We start from the raw sequence: 21,412 nt of genomic DNA, 5'->3' as shown, positions 1-21,412 counted from the left end.
GTCGTGGCGGCGTGGTCGTCGCGCCATCAGCCGGTCACGGTATCAAGCCCGGCTAACGGCGCGCTTACAGTCGTGCTTGCAGGATCACAGATCGGCAGGCAGCGGTGCGCCGAACCACTTCTTCGACATCGCACCGAGCGTGCCGTCGTGTTTGGCCTGTGCGATGGCGGCATCGACCTTCTGTTGCAGACGGGGCTCGTTTTTATTCATGCCGACGAAGCACGGCGAGTTCTTGATCACGAACTTCGGTTCCGGACGGCGCGGCGGATTTTTCGCGAGGATCGCGGCCGCGACGATGTTGCCGGCCGCGATCAGCTGCACCTGGCCGGACAGGAAAGCGGCGATCGTCGCGTTGTTGTCCTCGAAGCGTTTGATCGTCGCGTTCGGCGCCATCTGCGTGAGACCGATTTCCTCGAGCGCGCCGCGCGTCGCGCCGACGGTCTTGCCTGTCAGATCGGCAGGACCGCTGACCTTGATATCGGCGGGACCGAACACGCCCTGGTAGTACGGCGCGTACGCGCTCGAGAAGTCGATCACTTTCTCGCGCTCAGGCGTTTTGCCGAGCGACGAGATCACGAGATCGACCTTGCCCGTTTGCAGGTACGGAATGCGGTTCGCGCTGTTGACCGGCACCAGTTCGAGCTTCACGTTCATCGCTTTGGCGAGCAGCGCGGCCGTGTCGATGTCGTAGCCCTGCGGCTTCATGTCGGGACCGACCGAGCCGAACGGCGGATAGTCTTCGGGCACGGCGACCTTCAGCACGCCGGCCTTGGCGATGTTGTCGAGCGTGTCGGCGTGCGCGGCGCCCGCATGAAACGCGAGGTCGGCGACGATGGGCAGGGCGAGCAATGCGGCCAGCAAGGTGCGGCGCGCGGAGCGGGAGAGGGTGCGGGTCATCGGCGTGAGCGGTGGTGGTGTCGTTGGAGTCGGGTCGTCGCTGGCTTCTTCGTGTCCGGCCGCGAAGTGGCGAATGCAACGCAAACTGTGTGCCATCGCGCTGGGCTGTGGCTGGGCGGCACGCTGCGCCAGCTAGCGCACATGGTTGGGGCGTGCGCGTGCGCCGCCTTGGTGCGCGAAGAGGGTGATGAAGGCGAAAGAAGGAAGCCGCGCGCTCAGGTCGACCAGATCCGCAACGGCACCGCCGCGACACCGTGCACGACTGGCCGCAGTTGCAGCCAGCAGCGCGTGAGCGCGTGCTGCAGCGTTTCCATCGAGCGTGACACGGCGCGCACGAGCAGTACGCCGTTGGTCACGCACGAGGCTGCCGCTCGCAACGTGTCGTCGAACGGCAGTTGCGCGGTGAGCGACTCGGCGAGCGCGTCGTCGCAAGCGGCGCCTACGGCCCACAGCGTGCCGTAGGCCGGAAAGCCGGCGAGACCCTGCGGCGCGTCGCGCAGCGGATCGTCGGCGCTGAGAGTCGCGCGTTCGAACCACAGCAGCTCGCCATTCGCGCCGACGATGCGCGACACCGCGCGCAAGCTACCCGCCGACCAGCGTTCGCCGGCCGCCTGGCGTCCGAGCTGCGTCGCGTCCCAGCCGATCGCGCTCGCGCCGGCGCCGAGCGTCAGCGAAAAATCGAGTTGCGCGTTCGCGTGATCGAACACGATGTTGTTCTGCGGCAGCCAGTCGAGCTTCGCCTGTTCGCCGACCCTGAGCGCGATGCACTGCCGCGCCGCGCGGCCATTCGACTTGTACCACTTGGTTGCGCCCGGCGTCGTCAGCACCGCATGTGTGTGCGCGGCGAGCGTGATGTCGATGTCGAGCTGATCGCCACCCGCGACGCCGCCGGGAGGATGCACGATCACCGCGTGACAGATCGCCGGGCCTTCCGGATAGAGCGGCCGTTGCACGCGCAGCGGCCCATCGTGAAGCCGGTGCGCGAGCGTCGTGCGAGCGTCGCCGCCGACGAAGCCGAGTTCGAGTCGCGCGCGCCACGAGGAGTGCGCGGCGGCGAGCGAGGCGTGATTTTCGTGGAGCGACATGCGGATGAAAGGGGGGGAACCGGCGTGCGGCGAGGATAGCACGCGGTCGCGGCGCGAGAGCCGCGCGGCAGCGACTACGACGCAGTGCCTTCAGGCGAGGCCTCGGTCACCGACAGTACCTTGATGCCCTCCCACTGCGGATGCAGCAGCCGCAGCAGCGCGACGATAGCGCGCGGGGTGTTTTCCTGGACGGTCAACGAGTCGCTGCCTGTCTCGATTGCTTTCTTGCCATGTCGGCAGTACTGATACTCGACGTGAACCGTCACGGACATGCTTTTCTCCCTTCTTTAACGATGTTGTGTTGCTAACGCTGGTTTTACCGCGGCAGTGACTAGCCCACGCGGGTCGGCGCGGCGTGATCGTCCACGCCGCGTTCCGCGCGATTGATGAATCCGCAGTCGAGCAAGAGCTGACAGAAAGCTTCCGGCGAACACGACGGACCGGTCGTCTCGGCCATTCTCGCGAGGACGTCGGGGAACGACGCAAGCACGTGCCAGCTGTCGTAGTACGCGTGCAACTGGGGCGCGAGTTCGTTGCCGAGCTTCTCCCAGCGCACCGACAGCATGCCGACCGTACCGCCGCTGTCCACCTCGAATAAACCGAAGGTGACCGCCGACACCACGTTCATCACCCTGCAATAGGAGGCTGGGTTCCTGTAAAACTCGCGTCTGACCTGCTTGTTGTCGTCCATGGTGTCCACCTCGTCGAACCGTTGCGGCGCTGCCTAGCCTGTGTAACGGTTGCGCGGCGGATAACTTGAGTGGTGAGCTTCAGTCGCGTCAGACGGGGCCGACGGCGCGGGCCGCAAGCTTTCTAATGGCTGTTGCAGATTGAAAAAACGCTTACACGGCAATCAAACCCCGCACTCCATCGGCATCCATGTTCGCCCCTTCACCGCCCGCGATGATTTCGCCGCGACTCATCACCCAGTAACGATCGGCGATCGCTTTGGCGAAATCGTAGTACTGCTCGACGAGCAGCACCGTCATGCCCATGTCCTCGACGAGCTGCCGCAGCGTGCGGCCGATGTCCTGAATGATCGACGGCTGGATGCCCTCGGTCGGCTCGTCGAGGATCAGCAGTTGCGGCTCGCTCATCAGCGCGCGGCCGATCGCGAGCTGTTGCTGCTGACCGCCGGACAGATCGCCGCCGCGCCGGTTGCGCATGTCCTCCAGCACCGGGAACAGCTCGTAGATGCGCTCGGGGATTTTCTTCGGCGACCTTCTGCTGGCGGCGCCCACCAGCAGGTTTTCCTCGACGGTCAAGCGCGGAAAAATATCGCGGCCCTGCGGCACGTAGGCGAGCCCCTGGGCGACGCGCGCATGCGTGGGTAGTTTCATCAGCGGTTCGCCGCGCCACGCGATCGCACCGCTTTTCGCGGGCACGACGCCCATCAGGCAGCGCAGCAGCGTGGTCTTGCCGACGCCGTTGCGCCCTAGCAGCACCGTCAGCTTGCGGTCGGGCACCGTGAGCTTCACGTCGCGCAGAATATGGCTGCCGCCGTAGTACTGGTTCAGTCGGTCTACTTCGAGCATGGTTCAGTCATCCTGTCGGGTTGACGATGCGGTACCGCCTCGAGCTGCAATCAGCGGCCGAGATAAGACTCGATCACGGTCTCATCGCGCTTCACTTCGTCGAGCGTGCCATGCGCGAGCACGCGGCCTTCGGCCATCACCGTCACCTTGCCCGTGTCGCCCGCGAGCGCCGCGACGAACTCCATGTCGTGCTCGACGACCATCATCGAGCAGGTGCCGCGCAGGTGGTTGAGCAATTCGGCGAGCTGCATCGTTTCGTCGTCGGTCATACCGGCCGCGGGTTCGTCGAGCAGCAGCAGCGCTGGGCGTTGCATGAGCAGCATGCCGATTTCGAGGCGCTGCTTCTGGCCGTGCGATAGCTCGCCGGCGAGCCTGCGCGCTTCGCTTTCCAGCCCGATCAGCGCGAGCGTTTGCTCGATGCGCGCCTGCGCGTCGCGATCGAGCCGCGCGCGCAGCGACGCCCACCAGCCCTTGTCGGTTTTCATCGCGAGTTCGAGGTTTTCCCACACCGGATGCTGCTCGAACACGGTCGGCTTCTGGAACTTGCGGCCGATGCCGGCGCGCGCGATCGCCGGTTCGTTCATCCGCGTCAGATCGATCGACTGGCCGAGAAACACCTTGCCGTGATCGGGTGCGGTCTTGCCCGTGATCACGTCCATCATCGTCGTCTTGCCCGCGCCATTCGGACCGATGATGCAGCGCAGTTCGCCCGCGTCGATCGCGAGCGACAATGCGTTGAGTGCGCGAAAGCCGTCGAAGCTGACGGTCACGTCTTCGAGGTACAGGATCGTGCCGTGCGATACGTCGATCTCGCCGGGCACGACCGTGTGCCCCATGCTCGCGACGCCGCTCAGCGAGCGTTGCGCCGGTGCTTCGGGCAAATCCAGATCGGGAACCATCGGGTTTTCGTTCATCAGCAGTTCCTCAGCGGTTTCTTTTGCGCGTCAGCAGATCGGCGAGACCCATGATGCCGTTCGGCAGCAGCAGCGGCACCAGCACGAAGATCAGGCCGAGAAAGAACAGCCAGTATTCGGGGAAGTTCGCCGTAAAGAAGCTCTTCGCGCCGTTCACCGCGAACGCGCCGATGATCGGTCCGATCAGTGTGCCGCGTCCGCCGACCGCCACCCAGATCGCCATTTCGATCGAGTTGCCCGGCGACATCTCGCCCGGATTGATGATGCCGACCTGCGGCACGTACAACGCGCCCGCGATGCCGCACAGCACCGCCGACACGGTCCACACGAACAGCTTGTACGCGAGCGGGCTGTAGCCGAGAAACATCAGCCGCGTTTCGCCGTCGCGCACCGCGGTCACGACACGGCCGAGCTTCGACGTGACGATCGCGCGCGCGCCGATGAACGCGGCGATCAGCACCGCGAACGTGATCAGCAGCAACACGGCGCGGGTGCCCTGATGCGTGATCGGAAAACCGCCGATGCGCTTGAAGTCGGTGAAGCCGTTATTGCCGCCAAAGCCCGTTTCGTTGCGATAGAACAGCAGCATCGCGGCGAAGGTCATCGCCTGCGTGATGATCGACAGATACACGCCCTTCACGCGCGAACGGAACGTGAAGAAGCCGAACACCCACGCGACCACGGCCGGCACCAGCACGACGAGCAGCAGCGCGTAGCCGAGATGCTGCGTGCCTTGCCAGTACCACGGCAACTGGTGCCAGTCGAGAAACACCATGAAGTCGGGCAGATCGCTGCCGTACTTGCCGTCGTGACCGATCGCGCGCATCAGGTACATACCGATCGCATAGCCGCCGAGCGCGAAGAACAACGCGTGACCCAGACTCAGGATGCCGCAGTAGCCCCACACCAGATCGAGCGCCAGCGCGGCGATCGCATAGCACATGAACTTGCCGGTCAGCGTCATCGCGTACGCGGACAGATGCAAGGCGCTCGTCTGCGGAATTACCAGCGCGGCGAACGGCACGCCGAGGCCGACCACGATGATCAACGCGATCAGCGCGAGCCACGCGCGACGCGACAGCAACGCGGGCCGCGGTGGCAGGCCGAGCGCAAAGCCGGTGTTGAACTCGCGCGCGGCGCCGGCACCCGCGCGCGACGACGCTGCGGAAGAGGGGTTCGCCGATGAAGTAGCCGATGCCATCTCATGCCTCCGCGCTGCGGCCCTTCAGGGCGAACATGCCCTGCGGACGCTTCTGGATGAACAGCACGATCAGCACGAGCACCGCGATCTTCGCGAGCACCGCGCCCCAGAACGGTTCGATCGCCTTGCTGACGAGCCCGAGGCCGAAGCCGCCGAGCACGGTGCCCGCAAGCTGGCCGACACCGCCTAGCACGACCGCCATGAAGGAATCGATGATGTAGCTCTGGCCGAGGTCGGGCCCGACATTGCCGATCTGCGACAGCGCGCAGCCGCCGAGCCCCGCGATGCCCGCGCCGAATGCGAACGCATACGAATCGACGCGCGCGGTTTTTACGCCGACGCACGCGGCCATCCGGCGGTTCTGCGTGACCGCGCGCACGAACAGACCCAACCGAGTGCGCGTGAGCACGGCCCACGCGATCGCGACGACGATCAGCGAGAACGCGAGAATCGCGAGCCGGTTGTACGGCAGGATCAGGTTCGGCAGGACGGTGACGCCGCCGCTCATCCACGACGGATTGACGACCTGGACGTTCTGCGCGCCGAACAGCATGCGGGTCGCCTGAATCAGGATCAGGCTCACGCCGAAGGTGGTCAGCAGCGTTTCGAGCGGGCGGCCGTACAGATGCTTCAGTACGAGCCGCTCGAGCACGATGCCGACCAGCGCGGCCGCGACGAAGGCGGCCGGTATCGCGAAGAGCGGATACCAGTCGAACGCGTTGGGCGCGAAGCGCTGAACGAGGTTCTGCACGACGTAGGTCGCGTAGGCGCCGATCATCAGGAATTCGCCGTGGGCCATGTTGATCACGCCGATCAGGCCATACGTGATCGCCAGGCCGAGCGCGGCGAGCAGCAGCACGCTGCCGAGCGACAGCCCGGCGAACAGCGTGCCCGCGATCTGGCTGCGGCGCTGGATCGCATCGAGCTCGTCGATGCCGCTTTGCGCGGCCGCGCGCACGCGTTCGTCGGTTTCGGCAAACGTGCCGTCGGCTTTCTTCGCGACTAGCGGGCGCAGCAACTCGTTCATTTCGAGGTCGTGGCGCGCGGCGACCAGTTGCACGGCTTCGAGACGCTTCGAAGGGTCCGGGTCGTGCAATGCGCTCATCGCCCACAGCGTGTCGAGACGCTTCTTCAGCGCGGGATCGGTTTCTTTGGCGCGCGCGGCGTCCACCAGCGGTTTGATCGATGGATCGGGGTTTTTCAGCAGCGCATCGATGGCGGCTGCGCGTGTCGCCTGGTCGGGCGACGCGAGTTGCAGACCCGACAGCGCGCCCGCTACTTTCGAGCGCAGCAGGTTGTTCAGCGTGATGGGTTGCCCGTCGTTCGCGGCGACCGGTTGGCCGGTGACGGCATCGCGGGTGGCATCGCCGTCCTGCAGCAGTACCGCGCCTGAGTCGGTGGCGAGCGCGCTGTCGTCGGCGAGGGCCTTCAGCACCGCGAGCGACGCGGTATCGTGCGTGGCGATCAGTTTGTCGATCGCGGCGGACTTCGCCTCGAAGTCGTCGCCGGCGAGCGGCGCGACGTCGGCCTGGGTCAGCGCGAATGCGGCGCCCGGCGCGGCGGCGAGAAGGACCGCGAGCGGCAGCAGGAGCGCCGCGCCGCGTCGTCGTACGGAAGTCGGAAATGAAAACGCCATGATGGCCTTTTGCACTGGATTGAATCGATGAGCCGCTCGGACGCGCGAGGGTGCCGCCGCCGCTTCAGCGGGGCGTCGCCGCGCGTGCGCTGCGCGTGCCGGTACGCAGGCCGCACGTCGCGGCACGCGGCTGCTGCGGCGAGATACGCGCGGTTCGCCGCGCGCGCCACGGTGCGACTCACGCCGACACGTCACGCAACGCGCGAGCGCCGCAGGAACGCCGGAATCGAGCTGACCACATCCGGCTTGCCCGCATTGCCGGCGATGAACGGGCTCCACGGTTGCGCGCGGATCGGCCCCTTGGTACGCCACACGACGTTGAACTGGCCATCCGCGCGTACCTCGCCGATCATCACCGGCTTGTGCAGATGGTGGTTGCCGTCCATCTCCAGCGTGAAGCCCGACGGTGCCGCGAAGGTCTGCCCGACCATCGCGACGCGCACCTTGTCGACGTCGGTGCTCTTTGCTTTCTCGACCGCCTGCTTCCACATATGGATGCCGACGAAGGTCGCCTCCATCGGATCGTTGGTCACTCGCTTCGTGCCACCCGGCAGGTTGTTGTCCTTGACCCACGTGGCCCATTGCTTCTTGAACTTCTCGTTGGACGGGTTGCGCACCGACATGAAGTAATTCCAGGCCGCAAGATTGCCGACGAGCGGCTTCGTATCGATGCCGCGCAGTTCCTCTTCGCCGACCGAGAACGCGACGACCGGCACATCCGACGCCTTCAGCCCCTGGTTGCCGAGTTCCTTGTAGAACGGCACGTTCGAATCGCCGTTCACGGTCGAGATCACCGCGGTCTTGCCGCCTTGCGAGAAGGTCTTGATGTTGGCGACGATGGTCTGATAGTCGCTGTGACCGAACGGCGTATAAACCTCCTGAATGTCGGCTTCCTGCACGCCCTTCGATTTGAGGAACGCGCGGAGGATCTTGTTGGTCGTGCGCGGATACACATAGTCGGTGCCGAGCAGGAAGAAGCGCTTCGCGCCGCCGCCTTCGGCGCTCATCAGGTATTCGGTCGCGGGAATCGCCTGCTGGTTAGGAGCTGCGCCCGTATAGAACACGTTGCGCGACATTTCCTCGCCTTCGTACTGCACCGGATAGAACAGCAGGCCGTTCAGTTCCTCGAACACCGGCAGCACCGACTTGCGCGACACCGAGGTCCAGCAGCCGAACACGACCGCGCATTTGTCCTGCGTGAGAAGCTGGCGCGCCTTCTCGGCGAACAGCGGCCAGTTCGACGCCGGGTCGACGACCACCGGCTGGATCTGACGGCCCATCACACCGCCGTTCTTGTTGATGTCGGCGATCGTCATCAACGCGGTGTCTTTCAGCGACGTCTCGGAGATCGCCATCGTGCCGGACAGCGAATGCAGGATGCCCACCTTGATCGGACCGCTATCGGACTGCGCGTGCGCGAACGGCACGCGGCCCGCGAGCGCGAGCGCGCCGGACATGGAGCCGTACTTCAACAGACTGCGACGTTTCATGTGCTTTCCCCTTGTCATTGATGGTCACTGTTTATGAGCGCCGATTTCAGCCAGCCTGGCTGAGCTCGCACGGCTTGCCGCTCGTCTACTGCAAGGCATATGCCATGTGATGCATTCGACGCAATGCGCGTGCGATGCCTGTGGTGGCGCGGTTATGGGCGCGGGGGGGGCGACTCGGTCCATCGATGGCACGGCGCGAAACTGGTGCAGTCGCGCGCGGCGCGCCTCGTTCGGGTGCGCGTCGCGCCGCGACGAAGCGTGCTTCGACGCCAGCGAAGCGTCGCTGGCGCAGGCGGGGCGTCGGTGGTGCATAGGCGCCTTGGGGGCGCCGCGCTTTTGTGCATGGCGTGGGCGCGCTGCCCACACCGGATTCAGCTAACAAATTTTTAGGAAGCGGTGTGTCACGCAATGAGCTTAATCTGGTCCAACCATTAAACACGACAAAACTTGCCGTTCGGGTAACGGGGAACTATTCCAGTCTGGCAAATCCCTTTTTTGAAATCCTTCCAAGGACTGGTAACCACTCACATTCCAGTTGTGCCCACTTGCGTGCTCAACTTCCACAATCTTGAATCGACACTGGCGACCTCGATTTTTCAAGTGAAAGACAATGCGTCTTTGATCATCGCTGAAATTCTTTTCCAAGATTTCGTAGCGTGTCGACTTACAGACGCTATACGTTGAATTCCATTCAATTGTGTTGGCTCGCACGTAGAGCGCACCGGAACACGCACGACCTGTTCCCTCAAAATCCCCTTTAAAACCGCCTTCGGCGCCAATCGCTATATTTGATATGCTGTAGAGAATGATGCACATCGCCGAAATCTTCACTGAGCACATAATTTAGTCTTGCGCCGCTTTAACGCGCTACCTTCGCGCCAAACCTCAATAAGTCGGAACCGACCGATCGACCTAACGCGACCATGCGTCTATCCCACCTTGCAGATTCAACACGTTGGCATGTCCGCGGGATTCGAGGAACATCGCCTCCTGCACGGTGCGCTGCTCGTGAGCCTGACTAGTCGCAGCTAATCTTCTTGACGACTCGACCCGGGCCATAAACAAGCTGGCATTCTTTATAGGAAGCGGGTAGTTGCCTTGTAAGCACGATGCCAGTGCCGTCATATCGACACCCGAGCCAGACCGGGATACCGCTTGATCCAAAGCGCCACCGGGCTATTCGGTCGTGGCCCGTCAACGCTGTGTCGCTAGTAGGGACGATGCTTGCGTTCTTTTTAGGATCGTCATCGAAGAATGTTATCCCCTGCAAAAATCGGGGTGACGTATCCAGCTGGGGAGTCCATTCCTGGGATATCGGTTGACTCAATGACTCATTGACTGAAATTGATGGCAAGCACGTCAATGCTGTTGCGCAAGCCTGATTCGCGAGAGCGGCGCCAAGTGACGCGATTACCGCTACCGCAAATAGATTAGATTTCACCATTCGATCACCGAGAAAGCATTCGCATCGTTGCTCAAGCCACTGCAATGCGGATGCCAATAAATAGTTCGCCGGCGTACCCGGTTCTGACTGTTCCACTGATCCATGACCTGAATACCACTAGCGTCCTGTCCGAGATAGATAGCAGCGGTCTCGTCGTGACTTTAAAGCCTCGAAGACTACGCGCGAAACTCCACCGTCCGTATGCGCCTATTCCGAAAAGATATGGCTGAATAACGAGTATGCAAAAAACAAAGACCCCGCAAGCCAAAACCTTGACTTGCGGGTCTTTGCCCCCATCCAGGCACAGCACAAAAGAAAAACGGCGCAAGGACCATCAGCCCTTGCGCCGTTTCAACGCGCTACCTTCGCGCCAAACCTCAATAAGTCGGAACCGACGGATCGACCTGACGCGACCACGCATCGATGCCACCTTGCAGATTGAACACATTGGTGTGTCCGCGCGATTCGAGGAACATTGCGACCTGCGCACTGCGCGCGCCGTGATGGCAAATGCAGACGATCTGCGCGTCGTCATCGAGTTCCTCGCTGCGCGCGGGAATCTCGCGCATCGGAATCGACACGACGCCGGCCATCGACGCGGTTTGCAGTTCCCACGGCTCGCGCACGTCGAGCAGCACGGGTGCGGGACGCGAGGTATCGGCGAGCCATTCGGCGAGTGCGGGAGCGGTCAGATTTTGCATCAGCGAGACATCCAGTTCGTGGGACGGTGGGCTTACTCGCCGCCCGTCCAGATCAACAATACAACTCGAAGCGCAGCGAAAACCGCCGCTTAGAATCTGAACCGCGCCGGCTGCACTGCATTGGCGAGCGGCTCGACATAGGTTTCGAACACGTCGGAGATGCGGTATTGCTTCTCGTCGATGCGCGTGATGATTTGCGCCTTCATCACCGGCGCGCTGCCGACGAACGCCGCGAGACGGCCGCCGACCTTCAGCTGTTCGAGGATTTCCTGCGGCAGCACCGGCAGACCGCCCGACACGCAGATCACGTCATACGGCGCCGCGCCGCTCCAGCCGCGCGAAGCGTCGCCGGTCGCGACTTCGACGTTCAGCACGCCGTTGGCGATCAGGTTGCTCTTCGCAAGCTCGGCCAGTTCCGGTTCGATGTCGATGCTCAGCACGTGTTGCGCGCGATGCGCGAGCAGCGCCGCCATGTAGCCCGAGCCCGCGCCGATTTCGAGCACGCTTTCGTGCTTCTTCACCGCCAGCTCCTGCAGCACGCGCGCCTCGACGCGCGGCGCCAGCATGTGCTGGCCGGCCGGCAGCGGCACTTCGAAGTCGGCGAAAGCGAGGTCGCGGTAAGCGGCGGGGACGAAATTCTCACGTTTGACGATCGACAGCAGATTCAGCACGTCCTGGTCGAGCACTTCCCAGGGGCGGATCTGCTGTTCGATCATGTTGAAACGCGCTTGCTCGATGTTCATGGTGGATTCGGCGGTTTTGGTTTGGCGAGCGGGCGACGATTGCCGCTGACTTTTGTCCTGACCCGGCCACGGCGGATTGCCGGCGGCCGCGGCCTCCGAAAGGCGTTCGCTTTGCAAGCCGCGTCAGGAGAACTGCGGGATTGTACCAAATGGCCGACTTGCACCGGACGCTCGCGGGCAAGTGCCAGGCCGGCCGCCCCCGTGTTAATCCCTAGCGATCCGGGCTTGCGATTCGCATCGCCATCGCCACAAAATGTAATCGATTACATTTTCGCTGCGAGGTCGTGTGTCCCGAACGCCGTCCCGATCGTCGCCGGCCGCGTCGTCCGGCGCGAGCAGTCAACCGCTACGTCCGCCGCCGAGGCGCTCGCCGCGCACGGCCGATGGGCCGTCGATCGCCGGCGTGGCCGAGCAGGCGGGCGTGTCGGTCGCGACGGTGTCGCGCGTGCTGAACGGCCACGACAATGTGCGGCCCGCCACGCGCGACAAGGTGCTCGCGGCGATCGACGCGAGCGGCTACCGCGTCAACGAACTCGCGCGCAATCTGCGCACCGCCGAAAGCCGCCTGCTGCTGACGATGGTGCCGGACTTCGGCAATCCGTTTTACGCGGAGATCGTGCGCGGCATCGACAGCGTCGCGCGTCAGCACGGCTACTTCATGCTGCTATGTGACACCGGCGCGGACCCGGGCCGCGAGCGCAGCTACTTCGACATGCTGCGGCGTCGCCGCGCGGACGGCGCGATCTGTCTCGATCCGGCGACGATCCAGCAGGCGCTCGGCGAGGCGTCGCAGGCGCTGCCGTGGGTCGCGTGCTGCGAGTTCGATCCGGAGATGGGCGTGCCGTACGTCGGCATCGACAACTATCGCGCGGCCGGCGACGCGGTGCGCCATCTGCTCGCGCGCGGTCACCGGCGCATCGGCCTGATCAATTCCGACGTCGACTATCTGTATGCGCGCCAGCGTCAGCAAGGCTACCTCGACGCGTTGAGCGACGCGGGCATCGCGCCCGATCCGCGCTGGCGCATGAATCTGAACAGCCTCGATTACGAGGCGGGCGCGTCCGCCGCAGCCGGGTTGATGCAGCAGTCCGATGCGCCGAGCGCGATCTTCGCGGTGTCGGACACGCTCGCGATCGGCGTGATCCACGGCTTGCGCAGCGTCGGCAAGCGCGTGCCCGACGACGTCGCGGTGACCGGCTTCGACGACATCTCGCTCGCCGCGCAGATCGATCCGCCGCTCACGACGATCGCGCAGCCGATGCGCGAGCTCGGCGAGACCGCCGCGCGTTTGCTGCTGCAGCGTCTCGCGAATCCGCAGGCCAACGTGCCGGGCGTGCTGCTGCCGCATCGTCTGGTGATTCGTGGGAGCGCGTGAACCATGAGCCTCGCGATCCGCTTCGACGACATCCGCAAGGACTTCGGCCCGGTGCGCGTGCTGCACGGCGTGAGCTTCGAGCTGGCGCCCGGCCGCATCTACGGTCTGCTCGGCGAGAACGGCGCGGGCAAATCGACGCTGATGAAAATCCTCGCCGGTTATGAAGCGGCAACCTCGGGCAGCGTGCTGGTCGATGGTCACGCGCAGCGCTTCGCCGGTTCGCGCGACGCCGAGGCACAGGGCATCGTGCTGATCCACCAGGAATTCAACCTCGCCGAGCATCTGACGATCGCGCAGAACATGTACCTCGGCCACGAGAAGCGCCGCGGCTGGTTCGTCGACGACGCCGCGATGCGCAGCGACGCCGCGCGCTATCTCGCGCAGGTCGGGCTCGAGCGCGCGCCGGACACGAAAGTGCGCGAGCTGATCGTCGCGGAAAAGCAGATGGTCGAGATCGCGAAGGCGCTGTCGCGCCGCGCGCGTCTGTTGATCATGGACGAGCCGACCGCGACGTTGACGCCCGCCGAAACCGAGCGGCTCTTTGCGCTGATGCTGAAGCTGAAGGCCGATGGCGTGACGATCGTCTACATCTCGCACAAGCTCGATGAAGTGGAGCGCATCACCGACGAGGTGATCGTGATGCGCGACGGCCGCTTCGTCGCGCGCGGTCAAACCTCGGGGCTCGCGCGTCAGCAGATGGCGAACCTGATGGTCGGACGCGACGTGTCCGACATGTTCCCCGACAAGCAGACAGTGCCCGCCGACACGCCGGTCGCATTGCGTGTGAACGGCCTGACGGTGCCCGACTGGGTCGAGGATCTGAGCTTCGACGTGCGCGCGGGCGAAGTGCTCGGCTTCGCGGGCCTCGTCGGCGCGGGCCGCACCGAGGCGTTCGAGGCAATCATCGGCTTGCGCAAACGCACCGGCGGCACGATCGAAATCGCCGGCCGGGCAGTCGATCTGAAGAACCCGCGCGAGGCAATGCGCCACGGTCTCACGTATCTGAGCGAGGACCGCAAGGGCAAAGGCCTTCATGTCAACATGAGCCTGCAGGACAACGTCACGCTGATGACGCTCGAACGCTACGCGCATCCGCTGCTCGATCTGAAAGCGGGGCGCGCGGCGTTGCAGAAGGCCGTCGGCGAATTCGGCATACGCACCGGCGACCTGTCGAGCCGTGCGCGCATGCTGTCGGGCGGCAACCAGCAGAAGCTCGCGCTCGCGAAGTTCCTGCAGCCCGACCCGAACGTGATCGTGCTCGACGAACCGACGCGCGGCGTCGACGTCGGCGCGAAACGCGACATCTACTTCCTGATTCATCGTCTCGCCGCGCAGGGCCGCGCGGTGATCGTCATTTCATCCGAACTGATCGAGCTGATCGGCTTGTGCCATCGCGTCGCCGTGATGCGCGCGGGACACCTGCAAGCGACGCTGACGCTCGAGCATCTGACCGAAGAGGAGTTGATCGCTCATGCGACCGGCACCCACTGAAGCCGTGCAATCACGGCGCGCGCTGCGCGTCGCGCAGCGGCTCTACACGCTCGGGCCGCTCGCCGGGCTGATCGTGCTGTGCATCGTCGGCACGCTGCTCAACCGCGACTTCGCGACGCTCGACAACCTGATGAACGTGCTCACGCGCACGTCGTTCATCGGCATCATCGCGGTCGGCATGACCTTCGTGATCATCTCGGGCGGCATCGATTTGTCGGTCGGCTCGATGGCGGCATTGATCGCCGGCATCATGATCTGGCTGATGAACGGGCTCGCGGCCGGTGCTACCGGTCATGCGTTGCCGCCGTTGCTGATCGTGACGATCGGCATCGTCGCGGCGTTCGTGCTCGGCGCGCTGTTCGGCTGCGCGCATGGGCTGCTGATCACCAAAGGGCGCATCGAGCCGTTCATCGTCACACTCGGCACGCTGGGGATTTTCCGCGCGGTGCTGACATGGCTCGCCGATGGCGGCGCGCTGACGCTCAACGATTCTCTCTCGAATCTGTATGGTCCCGTCTATTACGCGAGCCTGTTCGGTGTACCGGTCCCGATCTGGGTGTTCCTCGTGGTCGCGGCGGGCGGCGCGCTGATCCTCAATCGCACCGCGTTCGGCCGGCACGTGCAGGCGATCGGTTCGAACGAGCAGGTCGCGCGTTACGCGGCGATTCGCGTCGATACGGTCAAGATCGTCACGTACGTGCTGCTCGGGATCTGCGTAGGCGTGGCTACGGTGCTCTACGTGCCGCGCCTCGGCTCCGCCACGCCGACCACCGGCCTGTTGTGGGAGCTCGAAGCGATCGCGTCGGTGGTGGTCGGCGGCACCGCGCTCAAGGGCGGCGAGGGACGTGTGATCGGCACCGTGATCGGCGCGATCCTGCTGTCGGTGATCGCGAACATCCTGAACCTGACCAGCATCATCAGCGTGTATCTGAACGCGGCGGTGCAGGGCGTGGTAATTATTTTCGTCGCGTTCGTGCAGCGCGGGCGGCGGTAGACGTGCGTTTCAAGCAGGTGTAGCAAGGCAGGCGCGGTAAACCAACGGCAGGTCCGAAAAATCGGGGCGAGCGAACGCCTCTTGATTGGAGACACACACCATGAAGCAAGTCATTCGAGCGATCGGCGCCGGCGTGCTGGCGTTGGGGATACTGGGCACGGCGGGCGCGGCGCGCGCCGACGACAAGGTCACGCTGGGCGTCGCGATTCCGACGGCCGATCACGGCTTTACCGGCGGCATCGTCTGGTGGGCGAACAAGGCGAAGGAGGATCTCGAGAAGGCGCATCCCGATCTGAAAGTGATCGTGAAAACGGCGGCCAACGCGCCCGAGCAGGCGAACCAGTTGCAGGATCTGGTGACCGTCAACAAGATCAACGCGCTCGTGATCTTCCCGTACGAATCGGCGACGCTGACACAACCGGTCGAGCAGGTGAAGCGCAAGGGCGTGTACGTGACGGTGGTCGATCGCGGTCTGACCAACACGAGCGCGCAGGATGCCTACGTGGCCGGCGACAACACGGCGTTCGGCAAGATTCCCGCCGAGTACCTGGCGAAGGCGCTCGACGGCAAGGGCAACATCGTCGCGCTGCGCGGCATTCCGACCACGCTCGACAACGAGCGCTGGACCGCTTTCACCGGCGTGCTGAAGAACTACCCGGACATCAAGATTCTCGACGCGAAGTACGCGAACTGGAATCGCGACGACGCGTTCAAGGTGATGCAGGACTACCTGACGCGCTTCAAGCACATCGACGCCGTGTGGGCCGCCGACGACGACATGGCGGTCGGCGTACTGAAGGCGATCGATCAGGCCAAGCGCAACGACATCAAGATCGTGTTCGGCGGCGCGGGCTCGAAGGGCATGGTGAAGAACGTGATGGACGGCGCGCCGATGATCAAGGCCGACGTGTCGTACTCGCCGAAATTCATCTACGACGCGATCAAGCTGACGGCCGAAGCTCGGCTGAAGGGCGACAAGCTGCCGCCCACGACGATCATTCCGTCGGTGCTGATCACGAAGGAAAACGCCCAGCAGTTCTATTTCCCCGACTCGCCGTTCTGAGCGGCGCTCCGAGCATCGTCTAACGCGCGCGGGTGCGGCCCGCGCGCAACGTTCGAGGAACCGTAAAGATGAAAACCATCAAAGGGCCGGCGATTTTTCTCGCGCAGTTCATGGGCGACGACGTGCCGTTCGATAACCTCGCGCATCTCGCCGATTGGGCCGCGTGTCTCGGCTTCAAGGGCATCCAGGTGCCGTGCGACCCGCGCCTGATCGATCTCGAGAAAGCGGCCGCGAGCGACGCGTACTGCGACGAACTGCGCGAGACGGTCGACAACGCGGGCGTCGCGATCACCGAACTATCGACGCATCTGCAGGGCCAACTGGTCGCCGTGCATCCGGCATACGACACGCTGTTCGACGGCTTCGCCGCGCCGCACGTGCGCGGCAAGCCGGCGGCGCGCACCGAGTGGGCGATCGCGCAGATGAAGCTCGCGGCGCAGGCGTCGCGTCGCTTGGGCCTGAGCACGCATGTGTCGTTTTCGGGGGCGCTCGCGTGGCCGTATATCTACCCTTGGCCGCAGCGGCCGGCCGGTCTCGTCGAAACTGCGTTCGACGAACTCGCGCGCCGCTGGACGCCGATTCTCGATGCGTTCGACGCGGCCGGCGTCGACGTCTGCTACGAACTGCATCCGGGCGAAGACCTGCACGACGGCGTGACGTTCGAGCGCTTTCTCGCGGCGGTCAAACAGCATTCGCGCGCGAACATCCTGTACGACCCGAGCCATTTCGTGCTGCAGCAGCTCGACTATCTCGCGTTCATCGATATCTATCACGAGCGCATCAAGGCGTTTCATGTGAAGGACGCGGAGTTCCGTCCCACCGGCAAGCAGGGCGTATACGGCGGGTATAGCGGCTGGGTCGAACGCGCGGGGCGCTTTCGTTCGCTCGGCGATGGGCAGATCGACTTCGGCGCGATCTTCTCGAAGATGGCGCAGTTCGATTTTCCGGGCTGGGCCGTGCTCGAATGGGAATGCGCGTTGAAGCATCCGCACGACGGCGCGCGCGAAGGCGCGGAGTTCATTCGTCGGCACATCATCCGCGTGGCCGAGCGTGCATTCGATGACTTCGCGGGCAGCGGTGTCGATATCGCGCAGTTGAAGAGCGTGCTGGGCATCTGACATGGGAGCGCAAACGATGCAGCGAAGAAGGCTCAGGCTGGGCATGGTCGGCGGCGGGCAGGGCGCGTTCATCGGCGCGGTGCACCGGATCGCCGCGCGGCTCGACGATCGCTTCGAACTGGTGGCGGGCGCTTTGTCGTCCGATCCTGAGCGCGCGCGGGCGAGCGCCGTCGAAGCGGGCATCGCGCGAAGCTACGCGGACTGGCGCGAGATGGCGCGCGCCGAGGCCGCGCGCGACGACGGCATCGACGCGGTCGCGATCGTCACGCCCAATCATCTGCACGCGCCGGTCGCGACGGCATTTCTCGAAGCGGGCATCCACGTGATCTGCGACAAGCCGCTCGCGGTCTCGCTCGCCGAAGGCGAAGCGCTCGCGAAGCTCGCGCAGTCATCAAAGCGGCTGTTTGCGGTGACGCATACCTATTCGGGCTACCCGCTGGTGCGGCATGCGCGCGAACTGGTCGAACGTGGCGAGCTGGGCGAGATACGCGTCGTGCAGGTCGAGTATGCGCAGGACTGGCTCGCCGAGCCGCTCGAAACGGGCGGCGCCAACAAGCAGGCGGGCTGGCGTACCGATCCGGCCTTGGCGGGGCCGGCCGGGTGCCTCGGCGATATCGGCACGCACGCGTATCAGCTGGCCGCTTTCGTGACGGGGACGATGCCGCGCGCGCTGTCGGCCGAGCTGCACACGTTCGTGCCGGGGCGTCGTATCGACGATCACGTGCAGGCGATGCTGCGTTATGCGAACGGCGCGCGCGGCATGTTGTGGGCGAGCCAGGTGGCGAGCGGCGCGGAGAACGCGCTGCGCTTGCGCGTGTATGGCACGAAGGCGGGGCTCGCGTTCGATCAGGAGGAGCCGAACGCGTTGTGGTTCACGCCGCTGGGCGGCGCTGCCGAACGATTGACACGCGCGCGTGTGAAAAGTGCGGTTGCCGCGCATGCGACGCGCGTGCCGGCCGGGCATCCGGAAGGCTATCTGGAAGCGTTCGCGCAGTTGTACAAAGATGCGGCGTTGCAGATCGATGCACTGAACGAAGGCCGCGCACCGCCGGCGGAAAGCCTGTTGTTGACGACGGTCGATGATGGCGTCGACGGATTGCGGTTTATCGAGGCGGTGCTGAAAAGCAGTGCGGCGGACGGGCGGTGGGTGGACATCGAAGGGGCGTAAAGCATCGCAACGAAGCGCCAGGTCGGCGAAGCTGGAGCGTCAACCGCCCTTGCTTTTCTTGATCTGCGCTTCGAACGCGATATCGAGCTTGCTGGCCTTGCGCGGTTTCTGCGGGCCGTAGGCGTCGACGAACTTGACGAAGTCGTCGAGCGTCAGCGGGTCGGATACCTTCTGGTCGACTCCGGTCGATTTGTCCACCAGATAGAACAGGCCGCCGGACAGGCTGATCGCGGCGAAGCGCGGGTTGCCGGTGCGCGTTTTCAGGCGCTCGACGGCGTGGATGGCTCGGGTGGTGCGCATGATGGGGACTGCGGCTGCTGATTGACGAGAGCGTTACTTTAACAATTTTGCTGACGGTGTGCGGATGGCGCCAACGGACGAAAACACGCGATGAACCTAGACCCGCTCAGCCCCGAGCTACCGCGTCTCACGCGGATGTCCGCAACGGAGGCATTGCATGCAAGCATTCGTCGATCATCCTGGCACGCTGTTCGTGGTACTGCTGGGCGCGTTCGTCGGCGCGATCACTTTTGGCGCATTGGCGCTGCGCCGCGTTTTCGCATTGAAGAGCGAGGAGCGCGAAGATTTCACGATCGTGGAGACGTCGACGTTGACGTTGCTCGCGCTGCTGATCGGCTTCAATCTGTCGATGGCGGTCAATCGCTACGATCAGCGCAAGAACCTGGAGGAAAACGAAGCGAACGCGATCGGAACCGAGTACGCCCGGGCCGATGTGGTCGCGCCGCCCGTCAGCGCGCAGATCAAGGCTGAATTGACGCATTACGCGCAATTGAGACTCGCGCATTTTCAAACCCGAGATGCGCAGGAAATCGCTCGCATCGAGGCAGACACCGCGAAGTCTCAGGCCGCACTTTGGCGCCTCGCGGCACAGGTCGCGAGGGACCAGCCGACGCCGATCGGCGCCGTCGTGATGACCGGCATGAACGACGTCCTCAATTCGCAGGACTATTCCCAGGCGGCGTTGTTGAACCGGATTCCGCTGGGCGCGTGGACGCTGATGATCGTGATCGGACTATTTGCGTGCGTCGTGCAAGGTTATGGAGCGAGAGGCAGCGTGCGACGAGGCATCCTGATTATCGTGCTGCCCGTTACGGTTGCTCTGTCGCTGACGCTGATCGCGGACATCGACAGTCCGCGAGGCGGGATCATTCATATCGAGCCGCAAAACCTCGCGCGGCTGCTGAGATCGCTGGGGCAATGACGTCGCTCGGGCTTACTCGCTCAATTCGCGATGCAACGCCCGATACTCCTGCGCGAGCTTATGCCCCGGATCGAGATGAATGACGGGCGTCGCCAACTGATGCGACTCACGGATCTTCACCGACGATGACAAGCGCGACCCCAGCACCGGCAAGCCTTCGCCGATCAGTTCGTCGACGAGCTTCTGCGGCAGGCTTGCGCGCGGCTGGAACTGGTTGATGACGATGCCTTCCACCTGCAGCGCGTCGTTGTGATCCTGCTGGATCTCCTTGACGTTTTCGAGCAGCGTGTAGAGCGCGCGACGCGAGAAGTCGTCGCAGTCGAAAGGAATCAGACAACGCTCGACGGCGATCAGCGCCGAGCGTGTGTAGAAGTTGAGCGCGGGCGGCGTGTCGATGTAAATCGCGTCGTACATCGCGAGTTCATTCAGCGCGTCGCGCAGCTTGTAGATCTTGTAGCGCGATTCGAGCTTGCCGTGCAGCGTGTCGAGATCGGGATGGGCGGGCATCACGTCCAGATTCTCGAAGCGCGTCGGATGGATGTACGAGGTCGCTTCCACGGGCTTGAAGCTGAAGCCGAGCGCGGTTTCGAAGAAGCCTGCGACAGTGGGGTGGACTTCGCTCGCCTGCGGACCGAGCAGATACTGGGTCGAATTCGCCTGGGCATCGAGGTCGATCACCAGCGTGCGCAGCCCTTCGCTCGCGCTGATGGCCGCCAGGTTGCAGACGATGGTCGATTTGCCCACGCCACCTTTCTGATTGAATACAACGCGCCGCATGATCTCCCCTTGAACGGAAGCGGTTACAAAGGGCCCAGCATACCTGAGTCGCGTGACGGCGAAGATTTCGATGGGTTGTTCGTGACCGTTCGACGCTTTACCGCGCGGCCGCATCCACGAGGGCGGCCACACCGCTCACCGGCTTCATCAAGTCGTCCGGCAGACCGTGACGTTCGCGAAGATAGGCCGTCGAGTTGAAGGATAGCCACGCGCGGCCGTCCGCGTCTTCCCATACGAGCACCTTCAGGGGAAGATCGAGCGCGGCGGTCGGCGCGAGTTGCATCAACGGTGTGCCGGCTTTGGGATTGCCGAAGATCAGGAGCTGGCTGAACGGCATCGTCAGTCCCGCGCGCTCAGCGTCGCCGCTGAAATCGATGCACGCGAAAACGGTCAGTCCGCGCTCCAGAATGATGGTTTGCAGACGCTCGGCCGTCGCGCTGCCCGCGTAGGCGCTTGGAACGGTGACGATGCCAGTGCTGGCGTTCTCTGCGATTGAAGCGGTGGCCATCTTGCCTCCCGTAGTTCTATCGAAAGGCGGAGCGTCATCGACGCCCCGCT

23 protein-coding genes and 2 pseudogenes are annotated in these 21,412 nt (G+C 64.2%); 7 read left to right on the top strand and 18 right to left on the bottom strand.

Annotated elements, in window-relative coordinates:
• Positions 1–84 precede the first annotated feature (84 nt).
• The 15 genes and pseudogenes from G5S42_RS25935 to G5S42_RS25870 all read right to left on the bottom strand — a co-directional run bounded on the left by G5S42_RS25935 (position 85) and on the right by G5S42_RS25870 (position 11,646).
• Positions 85–897, bottom strand: coding sequence for a transporter substrate-binding domain-containing protein (locus tag G5S42_RS25935; RefSeq protein WP_176109350.1), 813 nt, complete (start codon positions 895–897; stop codon positions 85–87).
• 215 nt (positions 898–1,112) lie between these two features.
• Positions 1,113–1,982, bottom strand: coding sequence for an urease accessory protein UreD (locus G5S42_RS25930; protein WP_176109349.1), 870 nt, complete (start codon positions 1,980–1,982; stop codon positions 1,113–1,115).
• Between the two features lie 74 nt (positions 1,983–2,056).
• Complete coding sequence (locus G5S42_RS25925; protein WP_176109348.1) at positions 2,057–2,254, bottom strand: hypothetical protein; 198 nt, start codon at positions 2,252–2,254, stop codon at positions 2,057–2,059.
• Positions 2,255–2,313: 59 nt separating this feature from the next.
• The gene (locus tag G5S42_RS25920; protein WP_246392079.1) at positions 2,314–2,673 is read right to left on the bottom strand and encodes a hypothetical protein; all 360 of its coding nucleotides are present in this window, start codon (positions 2,671–2,673) and stop codon (positions 2,314–2,316) included.
• A gap of 151 nt (positions 2,674–2,824) precedes the next feature.
• Positions 2,825–3,517 carry an urea ABC transporter ATP-binding subunit UrtE gene (gene urtE, locus G5S42_RS25915; RefSeq protein WP_176109347.1) on the bottom strand — a complete coding sequence of 231 codons (693 nt, stop codon included), beginning with the start codon at positions 3,515–3,517 and terminating at the stop codon, positions 2,825–2,827.
• Between the two features lie 50 nt (positions 3,518–3,567).
• The gene (gene urtD / locus G5S42_RS25910; protein ID WP_176109346.1) at positions 3,568–4,431 is read right to left on the bottom strand and encodes an urea ABC transporter ATP-binding protein UrtD; all 864 of its coding nucleotides are present in this window, start codon (positions 4,429–4,431) and stop codon (positions 3,568–3,570) included.
• Positions 4,432–4,441: 10 nt separating this feature from the next.
• Entirely contained in the window at positions 4,442–5,632 is a 1,191-nt protein-coding gene (gene urtC / locus G5S42_RS25905; protein ID WP_176109345.1) for an urea ABC transporter permease subunit UrtC, read from the bottom strand.
• Position 5,633: 1 nt separating this feature from the next.
• Positions 5,634–7,268 carry an urea ABC transporter permease subunit UrtB gene (gene urtB / locus G5S42_RS25900; RefSeq protein ID WP_176110640.1) on the bottom strand — a complete coding sequence of 545 codons (1,635 nt, stop codon included), beginning with the start codon at positions 7,266–7,268 and terminating at the stop codon, positions 5,634–5,636.
• 191 nt (positions 7,269–7,459) lie between these two features.
• On the bottom strand, positions 7,460–8,758 hold the full coding sequence (urtA, locus tag G5S42_RS25895) for an urea ABC transporter substrate-binding protein (RefSeq protein WP_176109344.1): 1,299 nt from the start codon (positions 8,756–8,758) through the stop codon (positions 7,460–7,462).
• Between the two features lie 414 nt (positions 8,759–9,172).
• Positions 9,173–9,574, bottom strand: a complete 402-nt coding sequence (locus tag G5S42_RS25890) for a hypothetical protein (protein WP_246392078.1) — start codon at positions 9,572–9,574, stop codon at positions 9,173–9,175.
• A gap of 96 nt (positions 9,575–9,670) precedes the next feature.
• A pseudogene (locus G5S42_RS25885) lies at positions 9,671–9,769 on the bottom strand (rhodanese-like domain-containing protein); the annotation flags it as partial.
• Positions 9,770–9,776: 7 nt separating this feature from the next.
• Entirely contained in the window at positions 9,777–10,202 is a 426-nt protein-coding gene (locus tag G5S42_RS45815; protein ID WP_376776961.1) for an STY0301 family protein, read from the bottom strand.
• Positions 10,196–10,348, bottom strand: a pseudogene (locus G5S42_RS45810) (BPSL0067 family protein); the annotation flags it as partial. The pseudogene G5S42_RS45810 and the gene G5S42_RS45815, both read right to left, overlap by 7 nt.
• A gap of 231 nt (positions 10,349–10,579) precedes the next feature.
• Positions 10,580–10,903, bottom strand: a complete 324-nt coding sequence (locus G5S42_RS25875) for a rhodanese-like domain-containing protein (RefSeq protein ID WP_018431735.1) — start codon at positions 10,901–10,903, stop codon at positions 10,580–10,582.
• A gap of 89 nt (positions 10,904–10,992) precedes the next feature.
• Complete coding sequence (locus tag G5S42_RS25870) at positions 10,993–11,646, bottom strand: protein-L-isoaspartate O-methyltransferase family protein (protein WP_176109342.1); 654 nt, start codon at positions 11,644–11,646, stop codon at positions 10,993–10,995.
• Between the two features lie 286 nt (positions 11,647–11,932).
• Here G5S42_RS25870 and G5S42_RS25865 point away from each other — a divergent pair, with 286 nt between their 5' ends.
• The 6 genes from G5S42_RS25865 to G5S42_RS25840 all read left to right on the top strand — a co-directional run bounded on the left by G5S42_RS25865 (position 11,933) and on the right by G5S42_RS25840 (position 18,855).
• On the top strand, positions 11,933–13,021 hold the full coding sequence (locus G5S42_RS25865; RefSeq protein WP_176109341.1) for a LacI family DNA-binding transcriptional regulator: 1,089 nt from the start codon (positions 11,933–11,935) through the stop codon (positions 13,019–13,021).
• 3 nt (positions 13,022–13,024) lie between these two features.
• Positions 13,025–14,512, top strand: coding sequence for a sugar ABC transporter ATP-binding protein (locus G5S42_RS25860; protein WP_176109340.1), 1,488 nt, complete (start codon positions 13,025–13,027; stop codon positions 14,510–14,512).
• Entirely contained in the window at positions 14,493–15,506 is a 1,014-nt protein-coding gene (locus tag G5S42_RS25855) for an ABC transporter permease (RefSeq protein ID WP_013088671.1), read from the top strand. Before G5S42_RS25860 ends, G5S42_RS25855 begins: the two co-directional genes overlap by 20 nt.
• A 100-nt stretch (positions 15,507–15,606) precedes the next feature.
• Positions 15,607–16,569: a substrate-binding domain-containing protein gene (locus G5S42_RS25850; protein WP_176109339.1), complete on the top strand. Its 963-nt coding sequence runs from the start codon at positions 15,607–15,609 to the stop codon at positions 16,567–16,569.
• A 68-nt stretch (positions 16,570–16,637) separates the two neighbouring features.
• A complete protein-coding gene (locus G5S42_RS25845) occupies positions 16,638–17,687 on the top strand; it encodes a sugar phosphate isomerase/epimerase family protein (RefSeq protein WP_176109338.1) in 1,050 nt (349 codons plus the stop codon).
• A gap of 16 nt (positions 17,688–17,703) precedes the next feature.
• The gene (locus G5S42_RS25840; protein WP_176109337.1) at positions 17,704–18,855 is read left to right on the top strand and encodes a Gfo/Idh/MocA family protein; all 1,152 of its coding nucleotides are present in this window, start codon (positions 17,704–17,706) and stop codon (positions 18,853–18,855) included.
• A 39-nt stretch (positions 18,856–18,894) separates the two neighbouring features.
• Here the strand turns inward: G5S42_RS25840 and G5S42_RS25835 are convergent, their stop codons facing one another.
• Positions 18,895–19,155, bottom strand: coding sequence for a hypothetical protein (locus G5S42_RS25835; protein WP_176109336.1), 261 nt, complete (start codon positions 19,153–19,155; stop codon positions 18,895–18,897).
• A 157-nt stretch (positions 19,156–19,312) separates the two neighbouring features.
• Between G5S42_RS25835 and G5S42_RS25830 the strand changes: the two genes are divergently transcribed.
• Positions 19,313–20,077 carry a bestrophin-like domain gene (locus tag G5S42_RS25830; protein ID WP_176109335.1) on the top strand — a complete coding sequence of 255 codons (765 nt, stop codon included), beginning with the start codon at positions 19,313–19,315 and terminating at the stop codon, positions 20,075–20,077.
• A gap of 12 nt (positions 20,078–20,089) precedes the next feature.
• Here G5S42_RS25830 and G5S42_RS25825 read toward each other — a convergent pair whose 3' ends face one another.
• Together G5S42_RS25825 and G5S42_RS25820 are read right to left on the bottom strand one after the other, a co-directional pair.
• Positions 20,090–20,854 carry a ParA family protein gene (locus G5S42_RS25825; protein WP_176109334.1) on the bottom strand — a complete coding sequence of 255 codons (765 nt, stop codon included), beginning with the start codon at positions 20,852–20,854 and terminating at the stop codon, positions 20,090–20,092.
• A gap of 97 nt (positions 20,855–20,951) precedes the next feature.
• Complete coding sequence (locus G5S42_RS25820) at positions 20,952–21,362, bottom strand: DUF302 domain-containing protein (RefSeq protein ID WP_176109333.1); 411 nt, start codon at positions 21,360–21,362, stop codon at positions 20,952–20,954.
• Positions 21,363–21,412 lie beyond the last annotated feature (50 nt).

The sequence above is a fragment of the Paraburkholderia youngii genome (genome assembly GCF_013366925.1).
In the GTDB taxonomy this organism is placed as follows: domain Bacteria; phylum Pseudomonadota; class Gammaproteobacteria; order Burkholderiales; family Burkholderiaceae; genus Paraburkholderia; species Paraburkholderia youngii.
This window is presented reverse-complemented; position numbering and strand designations above follow the sequence as displayed.

Bases quoted from the DNA above. Each gene is read 5' to 3' on its own strand.
- G5S42_RS25935 (WP_176109350.1), bottom strand. From the start codon at position 897: ATGACCCGCACCCTCTCCCGCTCCGCGCGCCGCACCTTGCTGGCCGCA.
- G5S42_RS25930 (WP_176109349.1), bottom strand. From the start codon at position 1,982: ATGTCGCTCCACGAAAATCACGCCTCGCTCGCCGCCGCGCACTCCTCG.
- G5S42_RS25925 (WP_176109348.1), bottom strand. From the start codon at position 2,254: ATGTCCGTGACGGTTCACGTCGAGTATCAGTACTGCCGACATGGCAAG.
- G5S42_RS25920 (WP_246392079.1), bottom strand. From the start codon at position 2,673: ATGGACGACAACAAGCAGGTCAGACGCGAGTTTTACAGGAACCCAGCC.
- urtE (WP_176109347.1), bottom strand. From the start codon at position 3,517: ATGCTCGAAGTAGACCGACTGAACCAGTACTACGGCGGCAGCCATATT.
- urtD (WP_176109346.1), bottom strand. From the start codon at position 4,431: ATGAACGAAAACCCGATGGTTCCCGATCTGGATTTGCCCGAAGCACCG.
- urtC (WP_176109345.1), bottom strand. From the start codon at position 5,632: ATGGCATCGGCTACTTCATCGGCGAACCCCTCTTCCGCAGCGTCGTCG.
- urtB (WP_176110640.1), bottom strand. From the start codon at position 7,268: ATGGCGTTTTCATTTCCGACTTCCGTACGACGACGCGGCGCGGCGCTC.
- urtA (WP_176109344.1), bottom strand. From the start codon at position 8,758: ATGAAACGTCGCAGTCTGTTGAAGTACGGCTCCATGTCCGGCGCGCTC.
- G5S42_RS25890 (WP_246392078.1), bottom strand. From the start codon at position 9,574: ATGTGCATCATTCTCTACAGCATATCAAATATAGCGATTGGCGCCGAA.
- G5S42_RS45815 (WP_376776961.1), bottom strand. From the start codon at position 10,202: ATGGTGAAATCTAATCTATTTGCGGTAGCGGTAATCGCGTCACTTGGC.
- G5S42_RS25875 (WP_018431735.1), bottom strand. From the start codon at position 10,903: ATGCAAAATCTGACCGCTCCCGCACTCGCCGAATGGCTCGCCGATACC.
- G5S42_RS25870 (WP_176109342.1), bottom strand. From the start codon at position 11,646: ATGAACATCGAGCAAGCGCGTTTCAACATGATCGAACAGCAGATCCGC.
- G5S42_RS25860 (WP_176109340.1), top strand. From the start codon at position 13,025: ATGAGCCTCGCGATCCGCTTCGACGACATCCGCAAGGACTTCGGCCCG.
- G5S42_RS25855 (WP_013088671.1), top strand. From the start codon at position 14,493: ATGCGACCGGCACCCACTGAAGCCGTGCAATCACGGCGCGCGCTGCGC.
- G5S42_RS25850 (WP_176109339.1), top strand. From the start codon at position 15,607: ATGAAGCAAGTCATTCGAGCGATCGGCGCCGGCGTGCTGGCGTTGGGG.
- G5S42_RS25845 (WP_176109338.1), top strand. From the start codon at position 16,638: ATGAAAACCATCAAAGGGCCGGCGATTTTTCTCGCGCAGTTCATGGGC.
- G5S42_RS25840 (WP_176109337.1), top strand. From the start codon at position 17,704: ATGCAGCGAAGAAGGCTCAGGCTGGGCATGGTCGGCGGCGGGCAGGGC.
- G5S42_RS25835 (WP_176109336.1), bottom strand. From the start codon at position 19,155: ATGCGCACCACCCGAGCCATCCACGCCGTCGAGCGCCTGAAAACGCGC.
- G5S42_RS25830 (WP_176109335.1), top strand. From the start codon at position 19,313: ATGCAAGCATTCGTCGATCATCCTGGCACGCTGTTCGTGGTACTGCTG.
- G5S42_RS25825 (WP_176109334.1), bottom strand. From the start codon at position 20,854: ATGCGGCGCGTTGTATTCAATCAGAAAGGTGGCGTGGGCAAATCGACC.
- G5S42_RS25820 (WP_176109333.1), bottom strand. From the start codon at position 21,362: ATGGCCACCGCTTCAATCGCAGAGAACGCCAGCACTGGCATCGTCACC.